This window comes from Streptomyces sp. NPDC058664 (assembly GCF_042716635.1).
Classification (GTDB): Bacteria; Actinomycetota; Actinomycetes; order Streptomycetales; family Streptomycetaceae; genus Streptomyces.
The window spans coordinates 29256-47380 of record NZ_JBHXRW010000056.1; the positions used below are offsets into that span (position 1 = coordinate 29256).

Sequence of the window (18125 nt, forward strand, 5' to 3'; positions counted from 1 at the left end):
CCGACCAATTAATTATGGAGGGACAGCCATGACCACCGCCTTCGACCCCATCGACCTCGCAGGGACCCGGCTCGCCAACCGCATCGCCATGGCGCCCATGACCCGCAGCCGCGCCGAGGCCGAGAGCCGCACCCCCACCGCGCTCACCACCGAGTACTACGCCCAGCGGGCCTCCGCGGGGCTGATCATCACCGAGGGTATCCAGCCGGTCCCCGAAGGCCAGGGCTACCCCTTCACCCCCGGACTGCACAGCCGCGAACAGATCGCCGCCTGGCGCGAGGTCACCGACGCCGTCCACGAACGCGGCGGAAAGATCTTCGCCCAGCTCATGCACGCCGGCCGCATCAGCCACCCCGTCGTCCTCGCCGACGGCCTCCACCCCGTCGGGCCCTCCGCCGTCGCCCCGGCCGGACAGCTCTTCGCCGGCACCGGACTCATCGACTTCGTCGCCCCGCGCGAGCTCACCGCCGACGAGGTGCCGGAGGCGATCGCCGGCTTCGCCGCCGCCGCCCGCAACGCCGTCGAGGCGGGCTTCGACGGCGTCGAGATCCACGGCGCCAACGGCTACCTGATCCAGCAGTTCCTCGCCTCCGGCTCCAACCACCGCACCGACCGGTGGGGCGGCTCCGTCGAGAACCGCATCCGCTTCGCCGTCGAGGTCGTCAAGGCCGTCGCCGCCGAGATCGGCCCCGAGCGCACCGGCCTGCGCATCTCCCCGGCCAACACCTACAACGACATCGCCGAGACCGACACCGAGGAGCTCTACCCCGCCCTCGTCGCCGCGATCGAACCGGTCGGCATCGCGTACCTGCACGTCACGGAGCCCGCGCCGGAGATCCGCGAGCTGACCCTCGCCCTGCGCAAGGCGTTCCCCGGCACCTTCATCCTCAACCCGGCCACCGAAGGACCGACCGGCGCCGACGCGCTGACCCTGATCGAGGACGGCACCGCCGACCTCGTCGCGTACGGGGCGCTGTTCCTCGCCAACCCCGACCTGCCCGCCCGGCTGAAGGCGGGCGGCCCGTACAACACCCCGGACACCACGACCTTCTTCGGCGGCGACCACCGCGGCTACACCGACTACCCCGCCCTGTGAGGGCGTACGACGAGGGGCGGGAGCCCGGCACCCGGGCCCCCGCCCCCTCGCGTACGTCCTACTTCCACGCCTCCGTGACCGCCCGACGCGCGCCCTCCAGGTCCACCGCGCGGCCCGTCTCGCCGAGCGCCGCGCCCAGGGCGGCCAGCGAGGACTGCACGGCGCCCGGCGTCGCGTCCACCCCGTAGTGGTTGACCCGGATCATCTCCGTCGCGAGCGCCCCGCCCCCCGCGATCAGCGGCAGCGACGGGTCCGCGGCCAGCGCCTTCGCGACCAGCTCCGAGGCGTCCACCCCGGCCGGCGTGCGCAGCGTCGTCGCGACCGGGGCCGCGTCCTTCGCCTCGTACACGTACGGTTCGAGACCGCCGCCGAGGGCCAGCGCGCCCGCCCGGGTCGCCGTCGCCGCCGAGGCGTGCCGCGCCATCAGGGCGTCCAGGCCCTCCGACTCGATCCGCTCCACACAGGCCTCGAGCGCCAGCATCTCCAGCTGCGCCGGCGCGTGCAGCAGCGCCTTCCGGCCGCCGTCGATCCAGCGCTCCTTCCAGTCGAGGAGCGAGAGGTAGGAGCGGCGCGGGGCGGCCGGGTTGGCGGCGAACCGCTCCCAGGCCCGCGCGCTCACGGACACCGCCGACACACCCGCGGGACCGCCCATCGCCTTCTGCGCGCCGATGATGCACATGTCCACGCCCCACGCGTCCGGAAGCACCGGCTCCGCGCCGATCGAGGCCACCGCGTCCAGGTAGAACAGCGCGCCGTGGGCCCGTACGACCTCACCGATCTCGGCCACCGGGTTGGTGTTGCCGGTCGCCGCCTCCGCGTGCACCAGGGACACGAAGTCGATCTCCGGACGCGCGGCGAGCGCCCGCTCCACCTGCTCGGCCGTCACGGCGGTGTGGAAGGGCACCTCCAGGTCGACGACGGTCGCGCCGCAGTCCCGCAGCCAGTTGCCGAAGGTCTGCCCGTACGGCCCGGTGACCACGTTCAGCGCGGTCGAACCGGCCCGCGCGCCGCTGCGGATGCACCCCTCCAGGGGGAGCAGCGCCTCGCCCTGGGTGATCACCACGTCCTGCTCCGTGGAGAGCAGCGCGGCCACCCGCCGCTCGATCGACGCGAAGTGCGCGGCGGTCAGCGGGGCCAGGTCCAGGAGCGGGTGCGTCACGGTCACGGTGGTGCCTTCTTCGACTTGATACGACGTGGTGCGGTGGGGGTGAAGCTCCGGATCAGGGTACCGAGGCCCCCTCGCCGCGGCCGCCCGGAAGCCCCCGGGCCCGGGCTCCCCGCCGGGTGCCCGCCCTCGTACAGTGCAGACATGAGCGATCACGCGGTGCTGCACGTGAAGGGACGGGTGCTCGTCGGCCCCGAGGACGTACGGGACGAACTGTGGTGCGTCGACGGGCGGATCACCTTCGACCGGCCCGCCGTCGAGGCGGTCACCGTCGAGGGCTGGGCGCTGCCCGGGCTCGTCGACGCCCACTGCCACGTCGGCCTCGACCGGCACGGCCCCGTCGACGAGGCCACCAGCGAGAAGCAGGCCCTCACCGACCGGGACGCGGGCACCCTGCTCATCCGGGACGCGGGCTCGCCCTCCGACACCCGCTGGATCGACGAGCGCGAGGACCTGCCGAAGATCATCCGCGCGGGGCGGCACATCGCCCGCACCCGCCGCTACATCCGCAACTACGCCCATGAGATCGAGCCCGCCGACCTCGTGGCGTACGTCGGCCGCGAGGCCCGGCGCGGTGACGGCTGGGTCAAGCTCGTCGGCGACTGGATCGACCGCGAGGCGGGCGACCTCACCGCCTGCTGGCCGCGCGCCGAGGTGGAGGCGGCCATCGCGGAGGCGCACCGGCTCGGCGCCCGCGTCACCGCGCACTGCTTCGCGGAGGACTCGCTCCGCGACCTCGTCGAGGCCGGGATCGACTGTATCGAGCACGCCACCGGGCTCACCGAGGACACGATCCCGCTCTTCGCCGAGCGGGGCGTCGCGATCGTGCCGACCCTGGTCAACATCGCGACCTTCCCGCACCTCGCCGACGGCGGCCAGGAGAAGTTCCCCCGCTGGTCGGCCCATATGCGCCGGCTGCACGAGCGCCGGTACGACACCGTGCGCGCCGCCTTCGACGCCGGCGTCCCGGTCTTCGTGGGCACCGACGCGGGCGGTTCCCTCGCGCACGGGCTCGTCGCCGAGGAGGTGGAGGAGCTGACGAAGGCCGGCATCCCGCCGCTCGACGCGCTCTCCGCCACCGCCTGGGGGGCCAGGGCCTGGCTGGGCCGCCCGTCCCTGGAGGAGGGCGCCCCGGCCGACCTCGTCGTCTACGCCGAGGACCCGCGCGCGGACGTCCGCGTCCTGGCGGCACCGCGCCGGGTCGTCGTCAACGGCCTGGTGACCGGCTGACCGGCGAACGCCCGGCCCGACAGGCCCGACAGGCGTCCCGCGCAGGCCGGCCGCCGGCCGGCCCGCGGCGGGTCAGCGGTCGGCCGGCCGCCGGTCAGCGGCGGGTCAGGAAGGCCAGGCGGGCCTTCTTCTCCGGGATGAAGACCTCCGGCAGGTCCACCTCCGGCAGCACCACCTCCGGGCCCAGCTCGAACCCGGCGCGCACCATGCGGGCGATCGCCTTCTCGTTGGCGGCGTCCGGGTCGACCACGATCCGGGTGTGGTCCCGCAGCGAGAAGGCGACGAGCGCGGTGAGCAGCCGTCCCGTCCAGCCGGGCCTCGGGGCCGTGCCGGGGGCGATCAGCAGGTGCACGCCGATGTCCCCCGGCAGCGCCTCGTAGCACTCGCTGACGCGGTCGGCCTCGGGGTCGTACGTCTGGAACAGGGCTACCGGCTCGTCGTCCAGGCTGACCAGGAAGCCGTGGTGGGTGGTGAGCGAGTCGAGGTGCGCGTAGATGTCCCGGACCTGCTCGACGGTGGTTCCGACCATGCCCCAGAAGCGCGCCCGCTCCTCGTTGACCCAGCCGTGCAGGAGCGGGGCGTCGCGCCCGGGCTCGACGGGCCGGACCGTGACGGTGCCGAAGCCCTCGACGCTGTGGACGTATACGGCGGTGGTCATCCCTGCTCCTTGGTGAGGTACTGCCAGTCGGTGGTGACGGGGGCGAGTTCGCCCCTCAGCCACAGGGGGAGTTGGTCGCGGTGGTGGGGGTCGCCCGGGACGCCGGACGCGCCGAACGGCACGATCCACCCGCTCCGTTCGCGGTCGGCGAGGTCCCAGACGTAGCGGGCGGCGGAAGCGCGGGCGCTGCGGTCGGTCCACCCGGGCACGCTGGACGTGGAGAGCACGCAGTCGTGGTCGCCGCCGAGCCCCGGCCACTGCTCGTCGTCGGGGTCGGGCAGCGCCTGCCAGGGCGCGAGCCGGTGCGTGACGCCCCAGGCGGCGGGCGGCTCGCCGGACCCGACCTCGTCGAGCGCCTCCCGTACGATCCGGTCGACGTCCCCTGCGGGCACGGGCCCGGCCACGAGCAGGGTCTCCAGGGCGTAGGCGACGCGCGGCCCGAGGGCCAGCCAGGGCCGGAACACCTCGGGGTACGGGGCGGGTTCGCGCAGCGCCGCGAAGGCCTCGTGGGCGGCGAGCCGGCGTACCACGGCTCCCCGTACGGCGGCGTAGAGACCGGCGTCGGTGCTCTCGGCGTCCATCCGCCGGTCCCAGGCGAGCAGCCGGTCCCGTACGGCGGAGGCGGCGGGGGAGAGTCCGGCACCCGCATCGGCGCCACTCGCACCAGCGCCATCGGTATCCGCGCCCCCCGCCCGGGCGACCGCCGCGAGGAGTCGGGCCGCCGAGGGGTTGTCGGTGTCCCGGTGGACCGCGGCCGTCGTCTCCGGGGTCCACTCCGCCGAGGCGCCGAGCAGCGCGTCGATCCGGGCCGCTCGGTGCGGCGGGGCGAACTCGACGCCCAGGGGCGCGGCCAGGCCCCGGGCGTTGGCCATCACGGCGTGGCCGCGCACCTCGGCGCGGGGCAGCGGCGCCGGAGCGGCCTGCCAGTCGTGCGCCGGATCCCAGGCGGGCACGATCCGCAGGGAGTTGGTCCGGTCCCGTACGGGTACGTGGCCGGCGGCCCGGTGCAGCAGGCCGCCCCCCGTGTCGGCGGCGAGGACGACGTTCACGGGCTCGACCCAGCCGTCGAGGGCCGCGTCCACGTCGTCGACGGTCCGGGCGCGCAGCAGTGTGGGCAGCACGCCGAAGCCGAGCTCTCCGGTGACCCGTGGCGGGTGGCGGAGGGCGACCGCCTCCCAGGAGCCGTCCCAGGAGCCCTCCCGGGAGCCCTCCCCAGAGCCGTTCCCGGGGCCGCCCTCGGCCGAAGGCTCGTCGTCGACGCCGATGATCACCGGACCCCGGTCCGTCTCGACCACCTCGACGACGACCGGTTCCGTGCCCGCGACCTCGATCGTCTCGGTGTGCGTCGCCGCCGGGCGCCACCCCTCGGGGCCGTACGCCTCCACCCCGCCGTCCGGGAGCCGCCGCAGCCGCTCCCGGTAGAGGTCCTGGTAGTCGGCCATCGCGTTGGTGATGGCCCACGCCACCGGACCGGTGTGGCCGAAGTGGGCGAGCCCGGGGACGCCCGGCACGGCGATGCCCACGACGTCGTACGCCGGGCAGGCGAGCCGGATCTGCTGGTAGACGCCGGGCGCCTCGATGAACCGGTGCGGGTCACCGGCCACCAGGGCCGCGCCGCTCGCGGTCCGCTCGCCCGCGACCAGCCAGCCGTTGGAGCCGGCGGTGCCGGGTCCGTCGGTCGCGAAGAGCTCCGTCCACTCCTCGCCGAGACGCCGGGCCACCTCCTCGCGCCACAGCTTGGTGGGGAAGCCCGCGAACAGGATGTGGGTGGAGAGCCAGACGGCGAGCGGCGTCCACGGCTCCCACCGGCCGGCGGTGAGGCCGGTCTCCGCGAACTCGGGCGCGCGCCGGGCCCCTTCCGCCAGGCCGTCGTTGACCCCGTCCACGTACGCGCGTACCCACGCTGCCGTCCGCGCGTCGTCGCGTTCGAGCCGCTCGAAGCAGCGGCGGGCGGTGTCGGCGAGCCGGGAACGGCGGGCGAAGGTGTCCCAGCCGAGTTCGGCGGCGCCGAGGAAGGCGGCCGTGGTGCCCTGGGCCCGGTGCCGCTCGACCTCCAGCTGCCAGGCCCGGTCGCGGGCGGTGACCCGGCCCTGCGCGAAGGCGAGTTCGTCCGGGTCCGCGGCGCGCAGATGGGGGACGCCCCAGGCGTCCCGGTAGACCTCGATGCTCACGGAGACCCCGTTCCCGTCCATGTCCGCTGCGGTTTTCTTAGGTTAGGCTGACCTAAATTAATCTACAGGAGTTCAGGGGAGGGGATTGCGGTGGGTCACGGCTGACAGGGTGCCGTTCTCAAGCTGATGCGCGGCAAGGACTTCACGTTCACCGTGACGGGGGCCGAGCAGGTCACCGAGGACTACCGCAGGGTGCACTTCACGGACGGCGGTCTCCTCGCCGCCGCCGGAGTCCACCCCACGATGTGGGTGCGGATCTGGTTCGACGCCGGGGGCAAGCCGCACCAGCGCGCCTACACCCTGGTCGACCCGGACGCGGAGGCGGGCACGTTCAGCCTGGAGTTCGCCCTCCACGACGGCGTCGCCAGCCGCTGGGCCCGTGCCTGCGCCCCCGGCGACGCCGTGGACGCGACCCTCCAGGGCACCGGCTTCGAGGCCCCCGAGCCGTCCCCCGGCCGGCTGCTCGTGGTCGGCGACCCGGCCTCCCTGCCCGCGGTCAACTCCCTCCTCGACGCGCTTCCCGGCGTCCCGGCCACCGTCTGGTTCGAGACCCAGCACGCCTCCGACGAGGACCTGCCGGTCCGGCTCGACCCCGAGCGGCACGAACTGCGCCGGGTGCCGCGCCGAAACGGCGGGGCCGACCTCGTCGCCCGGGTGAAGGCCGAGCTTCCCGCGCTCGCCGACGCCTCCTCGTACGTCTGGATCGCCTGCGACACCGCGACCACCTGCGCTCTCGCCACGTACGCGCGCAAGGAACTCGCCCTCCCCAAGGAGCGCGTCCACGCCCTCGGGTACTGGCGCGCGAGCTGAACGCACCGCGCTGACGACATCGCGCGGACGGCACCGCGTTGACGATCCGTTACTTCGGCGAAGTGCGGATCGTTCTCATCCCTCTCGTACGGTGCGGCTCCCGCCCGCACGTACGAGAGACGCGGGGCGACCGAGAACGGTTGTGCCGAAAAAAATCGAAAATGAACACGGAAACCCCCTTTGGAGTGAACTCACGCCAGGCGACTGCCGGTTCACTCTCCGTGCGTAAAGATTCCGGTGTCTCAAGTCGCCGAGGCCGCGCCGACCCACCGTCCCCGTGGTGAGCGGCCGGCGACGCCATGTCTCTTGTGGGGGTTCCACCACCTTGAACAGCAACACCTTCCGTATGCCCGTACGCCGTACCGCCGCCGCCGCGACCGTCGCCGCCCTGACCGTCGGCCCCGTCCTCCTCGTGGCTCCGGCGGCGCACGCCACGGGCGGTGAAGGGCGCGCCACCGCCGTCGTCCTGCGGACCGGCCTCGACGTCTCCCTCCTCGACAAGGCGGTCGACGTGCCGCTGCGTACCTCCCTCAACGAGGTCAAGGCGCCGGAGACCGAGAGCGAGACCGCGCTCGCCGTGAAGGTGCAGGGGGCCGAGGGCGGGAAGCCGATCGACATCCTCGCCGCCGACGTGGCCACCTCGAAGGCCACCGTGGACGAGGAGAAGGCCGAGGGGTACGTCAACCTCGTCAAGGCGCAGGTGCACGTCCCCGGCATCCCGCTGCTCTCCCTCATCGAGGTCGAGAAGGTCACCTCCAAGGCACTGTGCGAGGTGGGGAAGCAGCCGGTCGCCGAGTCCAACGTCCTCGGTCACGTGACGGTCTTCGGCAAGAAGACCACCCTCTCCACCGGGGGCAGGACCCAGGTCGCCGTGCCGGGCGTCGGCCAGGTCACCCTGGACCTCTCCCGTACCTCCACGACCTCCCGCACGGCCGCCGCGACGGCCCTCGAACTCAAGGTGGAGGTCGACCCGCTGAAGCTCGGCGTGGCCGAGGTCAACGGCACCGTGACCCTCGCGGAGGCGACCTGCGAGACGCCCGAGGGCACGGCCCCGACCGGGAAGCCGACCGAGAAGCCGGCCGAGCGGCCCACCCAGAAGCCCAGCGAGCGGCCCTCCGAGCAGCCCACGCGGCAGCCCTCGGCCGAGCCGAGCGACGCCGGCGGCATCACGCCCACCGGGAACCTCGCCGAGACCGGCGGCAGTTCCACCACCCCGTACATCGCGGGCGGGGCACTCGCCCTCGTCGTGGCGGGCGGCGGCGCCCTCGCGCTGACCCGCTCGCGCGCCCGCTCCCGAGGCTGACGGCCGGGGATCCCGGCCGAGGGGGACGGCCAGGACGGTCCGAGGCCGACACGCCCGGGGGACGGGCGCCCGAGGGGGACGGCCTGCGGGATCCGGCCCGAGGGGGGACTGAGGGGGAGGCCTGAGAGAGGGCCCTGAGGGGGGCCGGCGCCGGGGGCGCGGGAGGCTCCGGGGGAGCCGTGCAGGGGGAGGGCGAGGGGGTGAAGGTCCGGGGAGGGCGACGTCGTCACCGTCGCCCTCCCCGGACCGCGTGCGGCGTCAGCCGCCGATCAACAAGGCCTGGTCGAGAGCTTGCAGGAAGCGGTTCGTCGTCGCCCGCTCCCGGACCGCGAGCCGCAGCCAGTTCCGGTCGAGCCCCGGGAACGTGTCGCCCCGGCGCACCGCGAAGCCCAGCGACCGCAGCCGCTCCCGGACCGTGTCCGCCCCGTCGATGCGGATCAGCACGAAGGGGCCCTCCGACCCCTCCACCGTCCGCACCTCGTCGAACTCGGCGAGACCGGCCAGCAGATGGGCCCGCTCCACCCCGATCCGGTGCGCCGCGTGCTCGGCCTCCGCGAGCGCCCCCCGTGACATGCACGCCTCCGCCGCCACCAGGGCCGGCGTCGACACCGGCCACAGCGGCTGCGACCGTTCCAGGGCGGCGACCGTGTCCGGTTCGGCCAGCACGTACCCGATCCGCAGCCCGGCGAGCCCCCAGGTCTTGGTGAGGCTGCGCAGCACCACGAGCCCCGGCACGTCGGTCCGCGCGGCCAGCGACTCGCGCTCGCCCGGCACCGCGTCCATGAAGGCCTCGTCCACCACCAGGATCCGCCCGGGCCGGGCGAGCGCGGCGATCGAGGCGGCGGGGTGCAGCACGGAGGTCGGGTTCGTGGGGTTCCCGATCACCACCAGGTCCGCGTCCTCCGGGACCGCCGCCGGATCCAGCCGGAAACCGTCCTCCTCGCGCAGCAGCACCCTGCGCACCTCGTGGCCGGCGTCGCGCAGCGCCGCCTCCGGCTCGGTGAACTGCGGATGCACCACGACGGGTCTTTGCACCGGCAGGGCCCGGGCGAGCAGCACGAAGGCCTCCGCCGCGCCGGCCGTGAGAAGCACCCGGTTCGGCGGCAGGTCGTGCCGCTCGGCGACCGCCGCCCGCGCGGCCCGGCCGTCGGGATAGGAGGCGAGTCCGGTCAGGGAGTCGGCGATGCGCCTGCGCAGCCAGTCCGGTGGGGTGTTCGTCCGGACGTTGACCGCCAGATCGATGAGCTTCTCGTCCCGTACCTCGGCGTCACCGTGGTGGCGCAGGTCGTGGGCGTCGGTATGCGTGTGCATGTCCATGGCCGCCGTCGTGTGGGGGGTGGGGATGGTGGGGGGTGAGCCAGGCTCGCCAGCGATGTACCCGTGCGTCAGGGGCAACAACCGTACGCCTGGGGCGTCTTCGTTCGGAAGAAACGGGACGGAAGCGGCGAGAGCGCACGTTACGCGCCGGGTTTTCCGCTTCGGTACGAGCAGTACGGCCCCGTCGACCGTCCCGCCCGGGCCGCCGCCACCCGCCCGAGCACCCCCACCGCCCCCTGCCTCTGTCCCCGCCCCGCCCCCGCCCCCGGCACCCGCGCGCGTGCGAGCACCAGGCCCCGCCCCGTCCCCGTCCCCGGCCCCCGCGCCCCCACCGGCCGCCGCGAGGAGCGCCGCCGCCTCCGCCACGGACGCCGTGCCCGTCGCCGCCAGCGGCAGCGCCGACGGATGCGGTACGGACACGGCCGCCAGCTGTTCGGCCGTGAACCCCCGTACCGGCACGCCGAGAACCGCCGCCGCCCCCGCGAGGCCCGGTTCCGCCGCCCGCGCGTCGAGCGTGGCGAGCGACCGGACGTCCGCGCGCGTCAGCCGCGCCTCCCGGAGCACCGCGTCGGCCAGGGCGAGCACCTCGTCCACCGGAACCCCCGGCCGGGCGCCGACGCCGATGTGCGCGGACGCCATCCGATCCGATACCAAAGGCCCATGGCTGTAGTCGTCGCGCTCGGCGCGTTCCTCATGACGCTCTTCGGCGGCTGGGTGGCAGGGCGCGTCACCGACCGGCGCCACCTCGTCCTCGGCCTGGCCGGCGGCCTCATGCTCGGCGTCGTCGGACTCGACCTGCTGCCGGAGGCACTGGAGGCGGCGAGTGCCGAGGTCTTCGGTGTCCCGGAGGCCCTGCTGCTCTTCGTCGGCGGCTTCCTCTTCGCCCATGTCGTGGAACGCCTCCTCGCCGTCCGCCGTGCGGCACACGGGGTCGGAGCCGGCGAGAGGGTCCCGCAGGTCGGCCTCACCGCCGCCGCCGCGATGGTCCTGCACAGCCTCATGGACGGCATCGCCCTCGGTGCCGCCTTCCAGGTCGGCGGCGGCATGGGCGCCACCGTCGCCCTCGCCGTCATCACCCACGACTTCGCCGACGGCTTCAACACGTACACGATCACGAGCCTCTACGGGAACGCCCGCCGCAAGGCCGTCGGGATGCTCGTCGCCGACGCGGTCGCGCCGGTCCTCGGCGCGGCCTCCACCCTGCTGTTCACCCTTCCGGAGGAACTTCTCGGCAGCTATCTGGGCTTCTTCGGCGGCGCCCTGCTCTACCTGGCCGCCGCCGAGATCCTGCCGGAGGCCCACCACGACCACCCCGCCCGTTCCACCTTGCTGTGCACGGTGGCGGGCGTGGCCTTCATCTGGCTCGTGGTGGGCGTCTCCGGCGGCTGATCTCACGCGACAGGACCGCCCGCGCAGTGCGCCACGAACCGCGCGGCCGCCTCGGGCGCACCCGCCCAGTGCGTGTGCACGTAACTGGCGTGCACACCCCCCTGTACGAAGCCCTCCACGCGTCGCGCGGGCTGCCGCAGTCCCCAGGCGGCCCGCGCCCCGGCACCCGGCTCGATCACGGTGCGGTGGAACTCGTGCCCCCGCATCCGCGCCCCGGCGGGAGCGAGCACGCTGTCGCTGACGGCGACGGCGTCCCGGTACCCGAGCGTCAGCCGCTCCGACATCCGCGCGTCGGCGTCGAGGACCCCGCACATCGGCCGCCCGTCCAGCGACCGCGCCAGGTACAGCAGGCCGGCGCACTCGGCGGCGACGGGCGCCCCCGACGCGGCGAGCGCGGCGACGGACTTCCGCAGCGGCTCGTTGGCGGACAGCTCGGCCCCGTACACCTCGGGGAAGCCGCCGCCTATGACGAGCCCGCTCGTCCCCTCGGGAAGCGATTCGTCCCGCAGCGGATCGAAGGTGACGACCTCGGCGCCGGCGGCGGTGAGCAGTTCGGCGTGCTCGGCGTAGGAAAACGTGAAGGCGGCCCCGCCGGCGACCGCCACCCTCGGTGTGGGCACGCCGGACCCACCGGCGTGCGGCCGCTCCCCGACCTCGGCCACCCACGGCTCGGCGCCCAACGGCGGCGCCGACCGCGCAAGCGCGAGCAGCGCCTCCAGATCGCACCCCTGGCGCACCTGCTCCGCCTGCGCCGCCACCGCGGACACCGCCGCGGCCTGCCGCTCGGCCACCGGCACGAGCCCCAGGTGCCGCGACGGCGTGGCCACGGCAGGAGCCCGCCGCAGCACGCCGAGCACCGGCACCCCCGACTCCCCGAGCGCCTCCCGCAGCAGATGCTCGTGCCGGTCGGTGGCGACCTTGTTGAGGATCACGCCCCCGATCCGCACCTCCGGGTCCCAGGACGCGAAGCCGTGCACGAGCGCCGCCACCGACCGCGACTGCGAGGACGCGTCGACGACGAGCACCACCGGCGCCTTGAGGAGCTTCGACACCTGTGCGGTGGAGGCGAGTTCGCCCTGGTCGGCGGCTCCGTCGTACAGGCCCATCACCCCCTCGACCACGGCCAGGTCGCAGCCGCGCGCCCCGTGCTCGAAGAGCGGCGCGATCAGCCCCGTACCGCACATGTACGCGTCGAGGTTGCGGCCCGGCCTGCCGGTCGCCAGGGCGTGGTAGCCGGGGTCGATGTAGTCGGGGCCGACCTTGTGCGGGGAGACGGCCAGACCACGGCCGGCGAACGCGGCCATCAGGCCGGTCGCGACCGTGGTCTTGCCCGCGCCCGACGACGGCGCGGCGATGACGAGACGTGCTACCACTCGATGCCCCGCTGGCCCTTCTGACCGGCGTCCATCGGGTGCTTGACCTTGGACATGTCGGTGACGAGATCGGCGAAGTCGACGAGCTCCTGCGGTGCGTTGCGGCCGGTGATGACGACGTGCTGCTGCCCGGGACGGTCGCGGAGCACCTCGACGACCTCCTTGACGTCGATCCAGCCCCAGTGCAGCAGGTAGGCGAACTCGTCGAGGACGTAGAACTTGTACTTCTCCTCGGCGAGGTCCCGCTTGACCTGTTCCCAGCCCTCGCGGGCCTTCTCCTCGTGCGACTGCTCGCCCTCGGCGACCTCGCGCTGGATCCAGGACCAGCCCTCACCCATCTTGTTCCAGGTGACGGTGCCGCCCTTGCCGGTCTCGCCGAGCGCCTTGAGGGCGTTCTCCTCGCCGACCTTCCACTTGGCGGACTTGACGAACTGGAACACCCCGATCGGCCAGCCCTGGTTCCAGGCGCGCAGCGCCATGCCGAACGCGGCGGTCGACTTCCCCTTGCCGACGCCCGTGTGCACCATCACGAGCGCCCGGTTGCGGCGCTGGCGGGTGGTGAGACCGTCGTCGGGTACGACGGTCGGCTGTCCCTGTGGCATTAAGCGGCCCTCCTGGCAGTGGTCTTCCCGGCAGTGGTCTTCCGGCTTCCCTGTACGTCTCTGACGAGGCCGGCGATCGAGTCGGCGCGCAGCTCGTCCAGGCCGACGGCGGTCCCGCCGAGTTCACGCGCCAGGGTCCCCGCGAGTCCGAGCCTGACCGGCCCGGTCTCGCAGTCCACGACCACCGACGCCGTGCCCGCGGCGGCGTGCAGCCGCGCCGCACGGGCGGCGAGCGCCACCGGGTCGCCGCCGCCGCCGGTGGCCCGCCCGTCGGTCACGACGACGAGCAGCGGACGGCGCGAGGGGTCCCGGAGCCGCTCGACCCGCAGCACGTCATGGGCCTTGAGGAGCCCCGCCGAGAGCGGAGTACGGCCCCCGGTCGGAAGCTTCTCGAGCCGGGCGGCGGCCGCGTCGACGGACGAGGTCGGCGGCAGGGCGACCTCGGCGTCCCGGCCCCGGAAGGTGATCAGGCCGACCTTGTCGCGCCGCTGGTAGGCGTCGAGCAGCAGGGACAGGACGGCGCCCTTGACGGCGCTCATCCGCTGCCGGGCCGCCATCGAACCGGAGGCGTCCACGGCGAACAGCACCAGGTTCCCCTCGCGCCCCTCCCGGGTCGCCTGCCGCAGGTCGTCCCGCCGGACCACGAGCCCGGGACCGGTACGCCCACGGGCCTTCTGGTGCGGGGCGGCGGCCCGCACGGTCGCGGCCAGGTGCAGCTTGGTCAGCGCGCCGCGCGGGCGCACGGATCCTGTCGTACGGCCGTGTTCGGTACGGGCCCGGGAGCGGCGTCCGGCCGCGCCCTCGCCGAGACCGGGCACGCTCAGCGTCTTCGTACGGAAGGGTTCGGCGGCCTTGACGGCGGCACGCTCCCCGACGCCGGGGCCCTGCGGGGCGGGCGCGGGCGCCGGCGACTCCCGGGGAGCCGGCACGTCCTCAGGTGACGGTACGTCGTCCGGCGCGGGTACGTCGTCCGGCGCGGGTACGTCGTCCGCCGCGGGCCCCTCACCCTGCGGCGGAATCCCCCCGCCGGGACCGCCGCCATCCGGACCGCCGTCGCCGGGACCGCCGCCATCCGGACCGCCGTCGCCGGGACCGCCGTCATCCGGACCGTCCGGCTCGGGTTCCTCGTCCGGTTCCTCGCCCTTGAACCGCTCCAGCGTCTCGTCGAGCTTCTCCTCGTCGAGGCCGGGCGCGTCGAAGGGCGAGCGCCGCCGCCGGTGGGGGAGGGCCAGCAGCGCGGCCTGCCGCACGTCCTCGGAGGTGACCTCGACGCGCCCCGCCCACGCGGCGAGCGCGGTCGCGGTGCGGGCCATGACGATGTCGGCGCGCATGCCGTCCACCTCGAACGCGGCGCAGGTCGCGGCGATCTGGAGCAGCACGGCGTCGCCGAGGACCACCTTCGGAAGCAACTCCCGGGCGGCGACCACCCGTTGGCGCAGCGCGGCCTCGTCCCCCGCCCAGCGCGCGGCGAACGCGGCCGGGTCGTCCTCGAAGGCGAGCCGCCGCCGGACGACCTCGACCCGCTGCTCGGGCTCGCGCGAGGCGGCGACCTCCACGGTCAGCCCGAACCGGTCGAGCAACTGCGGCCGCAGCTCGCCCTCTTCGGGGTTCATCGTGCCGACGAGCAGGAACCGGGCGGCGTGCCGTACGGAGACGCCTTCGCGCTCGACGTACGAGGAGCCCATGGCGGCGGCGTCGAGGAGGAGGTCGATGAGGTGGTCGTGGAGCAGGTTGACCTCGTCGACGTACAGGATGCCGCGGTGGGCGTCGGCGAGGAGTCCGGGCTCGAAGGCCTTCACGCCGTCGGCGAGCGCCTTCTCGATGTCGAGCGCGCCGACGAGCCGGTCCTCGGAGGCACCGACGGGCAGCTCGACCATCCGCGCGGCCCGCTCGGTACCGGGACCGGCCTCGTGCGGTCCGTCGGGGCAGCCGGGATCGGGCGAGCCCGGATCACAGCTGAACCGGCACCCCACGACCACCGGCACGGCGGGCAACAGCTCGGCGAGCGCCCGCACGGCGGTGGACTTGGCGGTCCCCTTCTCACCACGGACCAGCACACCGCCCACGGCCGGGCTGACGGCGTTCAGCAGCAGCGCGAGCCGCAGGTCGTCCATGCCGACGACGGCGGTGAACGGATACCGGGTGCTCATCGGTCGGGTCACTCCTTCAACTCGTTGATGTTCGGCGGGCGTCATGCTCACGGCGCACCCGGCGGCACGAACGGCAGCCCCGAGGGAGCGCCCTCCTCGATCAGCCGCAGCAGCGCGTCCGTGTCCGCGTGCTCCTCGATCAGATCGCCGAGCCGATCGAGCTGCTCCTCCCGCAGCGCCCCGAACGACGTGTCCGGAGCCGGCACGAACCGCCGTCCGGCCGCCGCCGCGACCTCCCGCAGGAAGGCCCGCCGGAACCCGTCGCTCTCCAGGGAGCCGTGCCAGTGCGTGCCCCACACGGAGCCCACCCGGCAGCCGTCCAGGAACGGTTCGCCACCGTCCACCGACGCGACGCCGTGGTGGATCTCGTACCCCTCGACCCGCTCCCCGAGCGCCTCGCCGACCGGCCGCGCGAGGGTCTTCTCGACCCCGAACCGCACCCGTACGGGCAGCAGCCCGAGCCCGTCGACCACACCCGCCTTCGACTCGACGTCGTCCTCGATCCGCTCGCCGAGCAGCTGGAACCCGCCGCAGATCCCGAGCACCGGCCGCCCCTCGGCGGCCCGCCGCGCGAGCGCGTCCGCGAGCCCCCGCTCCCGCAGCCACGCCAGTGCCCTGACCGTCCCCCGGGTTCCCGGCACCACGACCAGGTCCGCGTCGACGAGTTCCTCGGCCCGGTCCACGAACCGGACGACGACGCCCGGTTCGGCGGCCAGCGCGTCCACGTCCGTGAAGTTCGACATCAGCGGTACGGCGCACACGGCGACCCGCAGCACGTCCTCGCCCACCGGCGGCGCGACGACCGACTCGCGCACCGCACCCCGCAGCGAGACCCGGAGCCCGTCCTCCTCGTCGATGCCGAGCCCGTGGGCGTACGGCAGGACGCCGAAGGTCCGGCGCCCGGTCAGCCCGTGCAGCATGTCGAGGCCCGGTTCGAGCAGCGTCACGTCGCCCCGGAACTTGTTCACGAGGTATCCGGCGACGAGCGACTGGTCCTCGGGGCTCAGCAGCGCCGTCGTCCCGAAGAACTGGGCGAAGACCCCGCCCCGGTCGATGTCGCCGACGACGACCACGGGCAGCCGGGCGGCCCGCGCGATGCCCATGTTCACGATGTCCGTGCGCCGCAGGTTGATCTCGGCCGGACTGCCCGCGCCTTCGCAGATCACCGCGTCGTACGTGCTCCGCAGCTCCTCCAGGCACGCGAGGACCGGCTCGAACAGTTCCTTCTGCCGCCCTCCGTGGTAGCCCCGGGCACTGAGCTCACCCACAGGCTTCCCCATCAGCACGACCTGGCTGGACCGGTCGCTGCCCGGCTTGAGCAGCACCGGGTTCATCAGCGCGGTCGGCTCGACCCGCGCGGCCTGCGCCTGCATGGCCTGGGCACGCCCGATCTCGGCGCCCTCGCGGGTCACGAAGGAGTTGAGGGACATGTTCTGTCCCTTGAACGGCGCCACCTTCAGGCCCTCGCGGACCAGCCAGCGGCAGATGCCGGCCGTCACGACGCTCTTGCCGGCGTCGGACGTGGTCCCGGCGACGAGCAGCCCCCCACCCCTCATGCGTTCCTCCGCTTCAGCGCGTGTCCGAGCAGCCGGCCGCCCACGCAGACGGCCAGGGTCAGTCCGGTGACCCGGCGGGACAGCCGGACCGCGCGGTCGATGTCGGCGACCTCGACGGGCCGCCCCTCCCCGTTGAGCACGGGCCGGTGCTCGACCCGTCCGCCGTACGACAGGGTCCCGCCGAGCCGTATGCCGAGGGCCCCGGCGAAGGAGGCCTCGACCGGCCCCGCGTTGGGGCTCGGGTGTTTCGCGGCGTCCGCGCGCCAGGCCCGGACGGCCCCGCGCGGGTTCCCGCCGGCGACGGTCGCGAGCACGGCCGTCAGCCGGGCCCCGGGCCAGCCGGCCACGTCGTCGAGCCGGGCCGAGGCCCAGCCGAAGCGCCGGTGGCGGGGGGACTTGTGGCCGACCATCGCGTCCAGGGTGTTGACGGCCCGGAAGCCGACCAGGCCCGGCACGCCCGCGACCGCGCCCCAGAAGAGGGCGCCGACCACGGCGTCGGAGGTGTTCTCGGCGACGGACTCGACGACCGCGCGGGCCATCGCGGGTCCGTCCAGGGACTGCGGGTCGCGCCCGCACAGGTGCGGCAGCCGCTCCCGGGCCACCTCCAGGTCGCCGGCGGCGAGCGCCCCGCCGATCGCGCGGGCCTCCCGCCCCAGGGACGTACCGCCGACGACGGCCCACACGGAGGCGGCGGTCAGGGCCGCGGCGGCGGCCGGCCGGTTCCGTACGGCCCGTGCGGCGAGCGCGCCCAGGGCGATCGTGGAGCCGGCGCAGACGGCGGTGTGCAGGGCGCCCCAGCCGCGGTGGTCGTGGTGGAGGCGCTGTTCGACCGCGGCGGCGGCCCGGCCGAACGCGGCGACGGGGTGCCCGCGGCGGGGGTCCGCGACGAGCAGGTCGACGGCGAGACCGGCGGCCGCTCCGTACGCGAATCCGTCCGGGGAAAGGCGACTGGCTCTGGGAAAGCTGCGGCTGCGGCCGGGCATGGGCGCATGTCCTCACTCAGGGTCCGCGCCCTGGATCGACGTGACCGGCGGCAAGAGTTCCTGACTCCCGGACCCTTCGGATCCGGTCACAGTGGCGGGACCGCGCCGGATTCGCACCGGACTTCCTCTACTGCCGCCGTAATGGCCTCGGCAGTCCACCACGCCCTGAGAACACCCGTCAACTCACCCTTGACCTGCACCGCGTCACTGTGCGAAGCACCACAAACACGACGGCGGGGGGGGGCGCCCCCCCCCGGGGGGGCAGCCCCCCCCCGCAGGACGAGGCCGCCGCCGGCGAGCAAGCAGCTGGCCCAGTCCCCCG

14 protein-coding genes and 1 riboswitch are annotated in these 18125 nt (G+C 74.5%); of the genes, 5 read left to right on the plus strand and 9 right to left on the minus strand.

What is annotated here, in order from left to right; all coding sequences use genetic code 11:
- Window positions 1-28: 28 nt before the first annotated feature.
- Window positions 29-1096: an alkene reductase gene (locus ACFWUY_RS32555; RefSeq protein ID WP_384118295.1), complete on the plus strand. Its 1068-nt coding sequence runs from the start codon at window positions 29-31 to the stop codon at window positions 1094-1096.
- A gap of 58 nt (window positions 1097-1154) precedes the next feature.
- Here ACFWUY_RS32555 and ACFWUY_RS32560 read toward each other — a convergent pair whose 3' ends face one another.
- On the minus strand, window positions 1155-2255 hold the full coding sequence (locus ACFWUY_RS32560; RefSeq protein ID WP_384118325.1) for a pyridoxal-phosphate-dependent aminotransferase family protein: 1101 nt from the start codon (window positions 2253-2255) through the stop codon (window positions 1155-1157).
- Window positions 2256-2405: 150 nt separating this feature from the next.
- Here ACFWUY_RS32560 and ACFWUY_RS32565 point away from each other — a divergent pair, with 150 nt between their 5' ends.
- A complete protein-coding gene (locus tag ACFWUY_RS32565) occupies window positions 2406-3491 on the plus strand; it encodes an amidohydrolase family protein (RefSeq protein ID WP_384118296.1) in 1086 nt (361 codons plus the stop codon).
- Window positions 3492-3585: 94 nt separating this feature from the next.
- On the opposite strand, the gene ACFWUY_RS32570 is transcribed toward ACFWUY_RS32565, so the two are convergent.
- Window positions 3586-4149, minus strand: coding sequence for a GNAT family N-acetyltransferase (locus ACFWUY_RS32570; protein WP_384118298.1), 564 nt, complete (start codon window positions 4147-4149; stop codon window positions 3586-3588).
- Window positions 4146-6341, minus strand: a complete 2196-nt coding sequence (locus ACFWUY_RS32575) for a penicillin acylase family protein (RefSeq protein ID WP_384118300.1) — start codon at window positions 6339-6341, stop codon at window positions 4146-4148. Before ACFWUY_RS32575 ends, ACFWUY_RS32570 begins: the two co-directional genes overlap by 4 nt.
- Before the next feature lie 105 nt (window positions 6342-6446).
- On the opposite strand from ACFWUY_RS32575, the gene ACFWUY_RS32580 reads away from it, so the two are divergent.
- On the plus strand, window positions 6447-7130 hold the full coding sequence (locus ACFWUY_RS32580) for a siderophore-interacting protein (RefSeq protein WP_384118302.1): 684 nt from the start codon (window positions 6447-6449) through the stop codon (window positions 7128-7130).
- Between the two features lie 325 nt (window positions 7131-7455).
- On the plus strand, window positions 7456-8433 hold the full coding sequence (locus tag ACFWUY_RS32585; RefSeq protein ID WP_384118304.1) for an SCO1860 family LAETG-anchored protein: 978 nt from the start codon (window positions 7456-7458) through the stop codon (window positions 8431-8433).
- Window positions 8434-8691: 258 nt separating this feature from the next.
- Here ACFWUY_RS32585 and cobC read toward each other — a convergent pair whose 3' ends face one another.
- Window positions 8692-10389: an Rv2231c family pyridoxal phosphate-dependent protein CobC gene (gene cobC / locus ACFWUY_RS32590; RefSeq protein ID WP_384118306.1), complete on the minus strand. Its 1698-nt coding sequence runs from the start codon at window positions 10387-10389 to the stop codon at window positions 8692-8694.
- Window positions 10390-10410: 21 nt separating this feature from the next.
- Here cobC and ACFWUY_RS32595 point away from each other — a divergent pair, with 21 nt between their 5' ends.
- Complete coding sequence (locus ACFWUY_RS32595) at window positions 10411-11139, plus strand: ZIP family metal transporter (RefSeq protein WP_384118308.1); 729 nt, start codon at window positions 10411-10413, stop codon at window positions 11137-11139.
- Window positions 11140-11141: 2 nt separating this feature from the next.
- Here ACFWUY_RS32595 and ACFWUY_RS32600 read toward each other — a convergent pair whose 3' ends face one another.
- From ACFWUY_RS32600 to ACFWUY_RS32620, 5 genes are read right to left on the minus strand one after another with little or no spacing between them, the layout of a single operon-like run.
- A complete protein-coding gene (locus ACFWUY_RS32600) occupies window positions 11142-12512 on the minus strand; it encodes a cobyrinate a,c-diamide synthase (protein ID WP_384118309.1) in 1371 nt (456 codons plus the stop codon).
- On the minus strand, window positions 12506-13114 hold the full coding sequence (cobO, locus tag ACFWUY_RS32605; protein ID WP_384118311.1) for a cob(I)yrinic acid a,c-diamide adenosyltransferase: 609 nt from the start codon (window positions 13112-13114) through the stop codon (window positions 12506-12508). Before cobO ends, ACFWUY_RS32600 begins: the two co-directional genes overlap by 7 nt.
- Window positions 13114-15264 (minus strand): putative cobaltochelatase, encoded by a 2151-nt coding sequence (locus ACFWUY_RS32610; RefSeq protein ID WP_384118313.1) that lies wholly within the window; start codon window positions 15262-15264, stop codon window positions 13114-13116. The genes cobO and ACFWUY_RS32610 overlap by 1 nt, the downstream gene beginning before the upstream one ends.
- Before the next feature lie 47 nt (window positions 15265-15311).
- Complete coding sequence (locus ACFWUY_RS32615; RefSeq protein WP_384118315.1) at window positions 15312-16820, minus strand: cobyric acid synthase; 1509 nt, start codon at window positions 16818-16820, stop codon at window positions 15312-15314.
- Window positions 16817-17803, minus strand: a complete 987-nt coding sequence (locus ACFWUY_RS32620; RefSeq protein WP_384118317.1) for a cobalamin biosynthesis protein — start codon at window positions 17801-17803, stop codon at window positions 16817-16819. The genes ACFWUY_RS32615 and ACFWUY_RS32620 overlap by 4 nt, the downstream gene beginning before the upstream one ends.
- A gap of 31 nt (window positions 17804-17834) precedes the next feature.
- Window positions 17835-17978, minus strand: a riboswitch (cobalamin riboswitch).
- Window positions 17979-18125 lie beyond the last annotated feature (147 nt).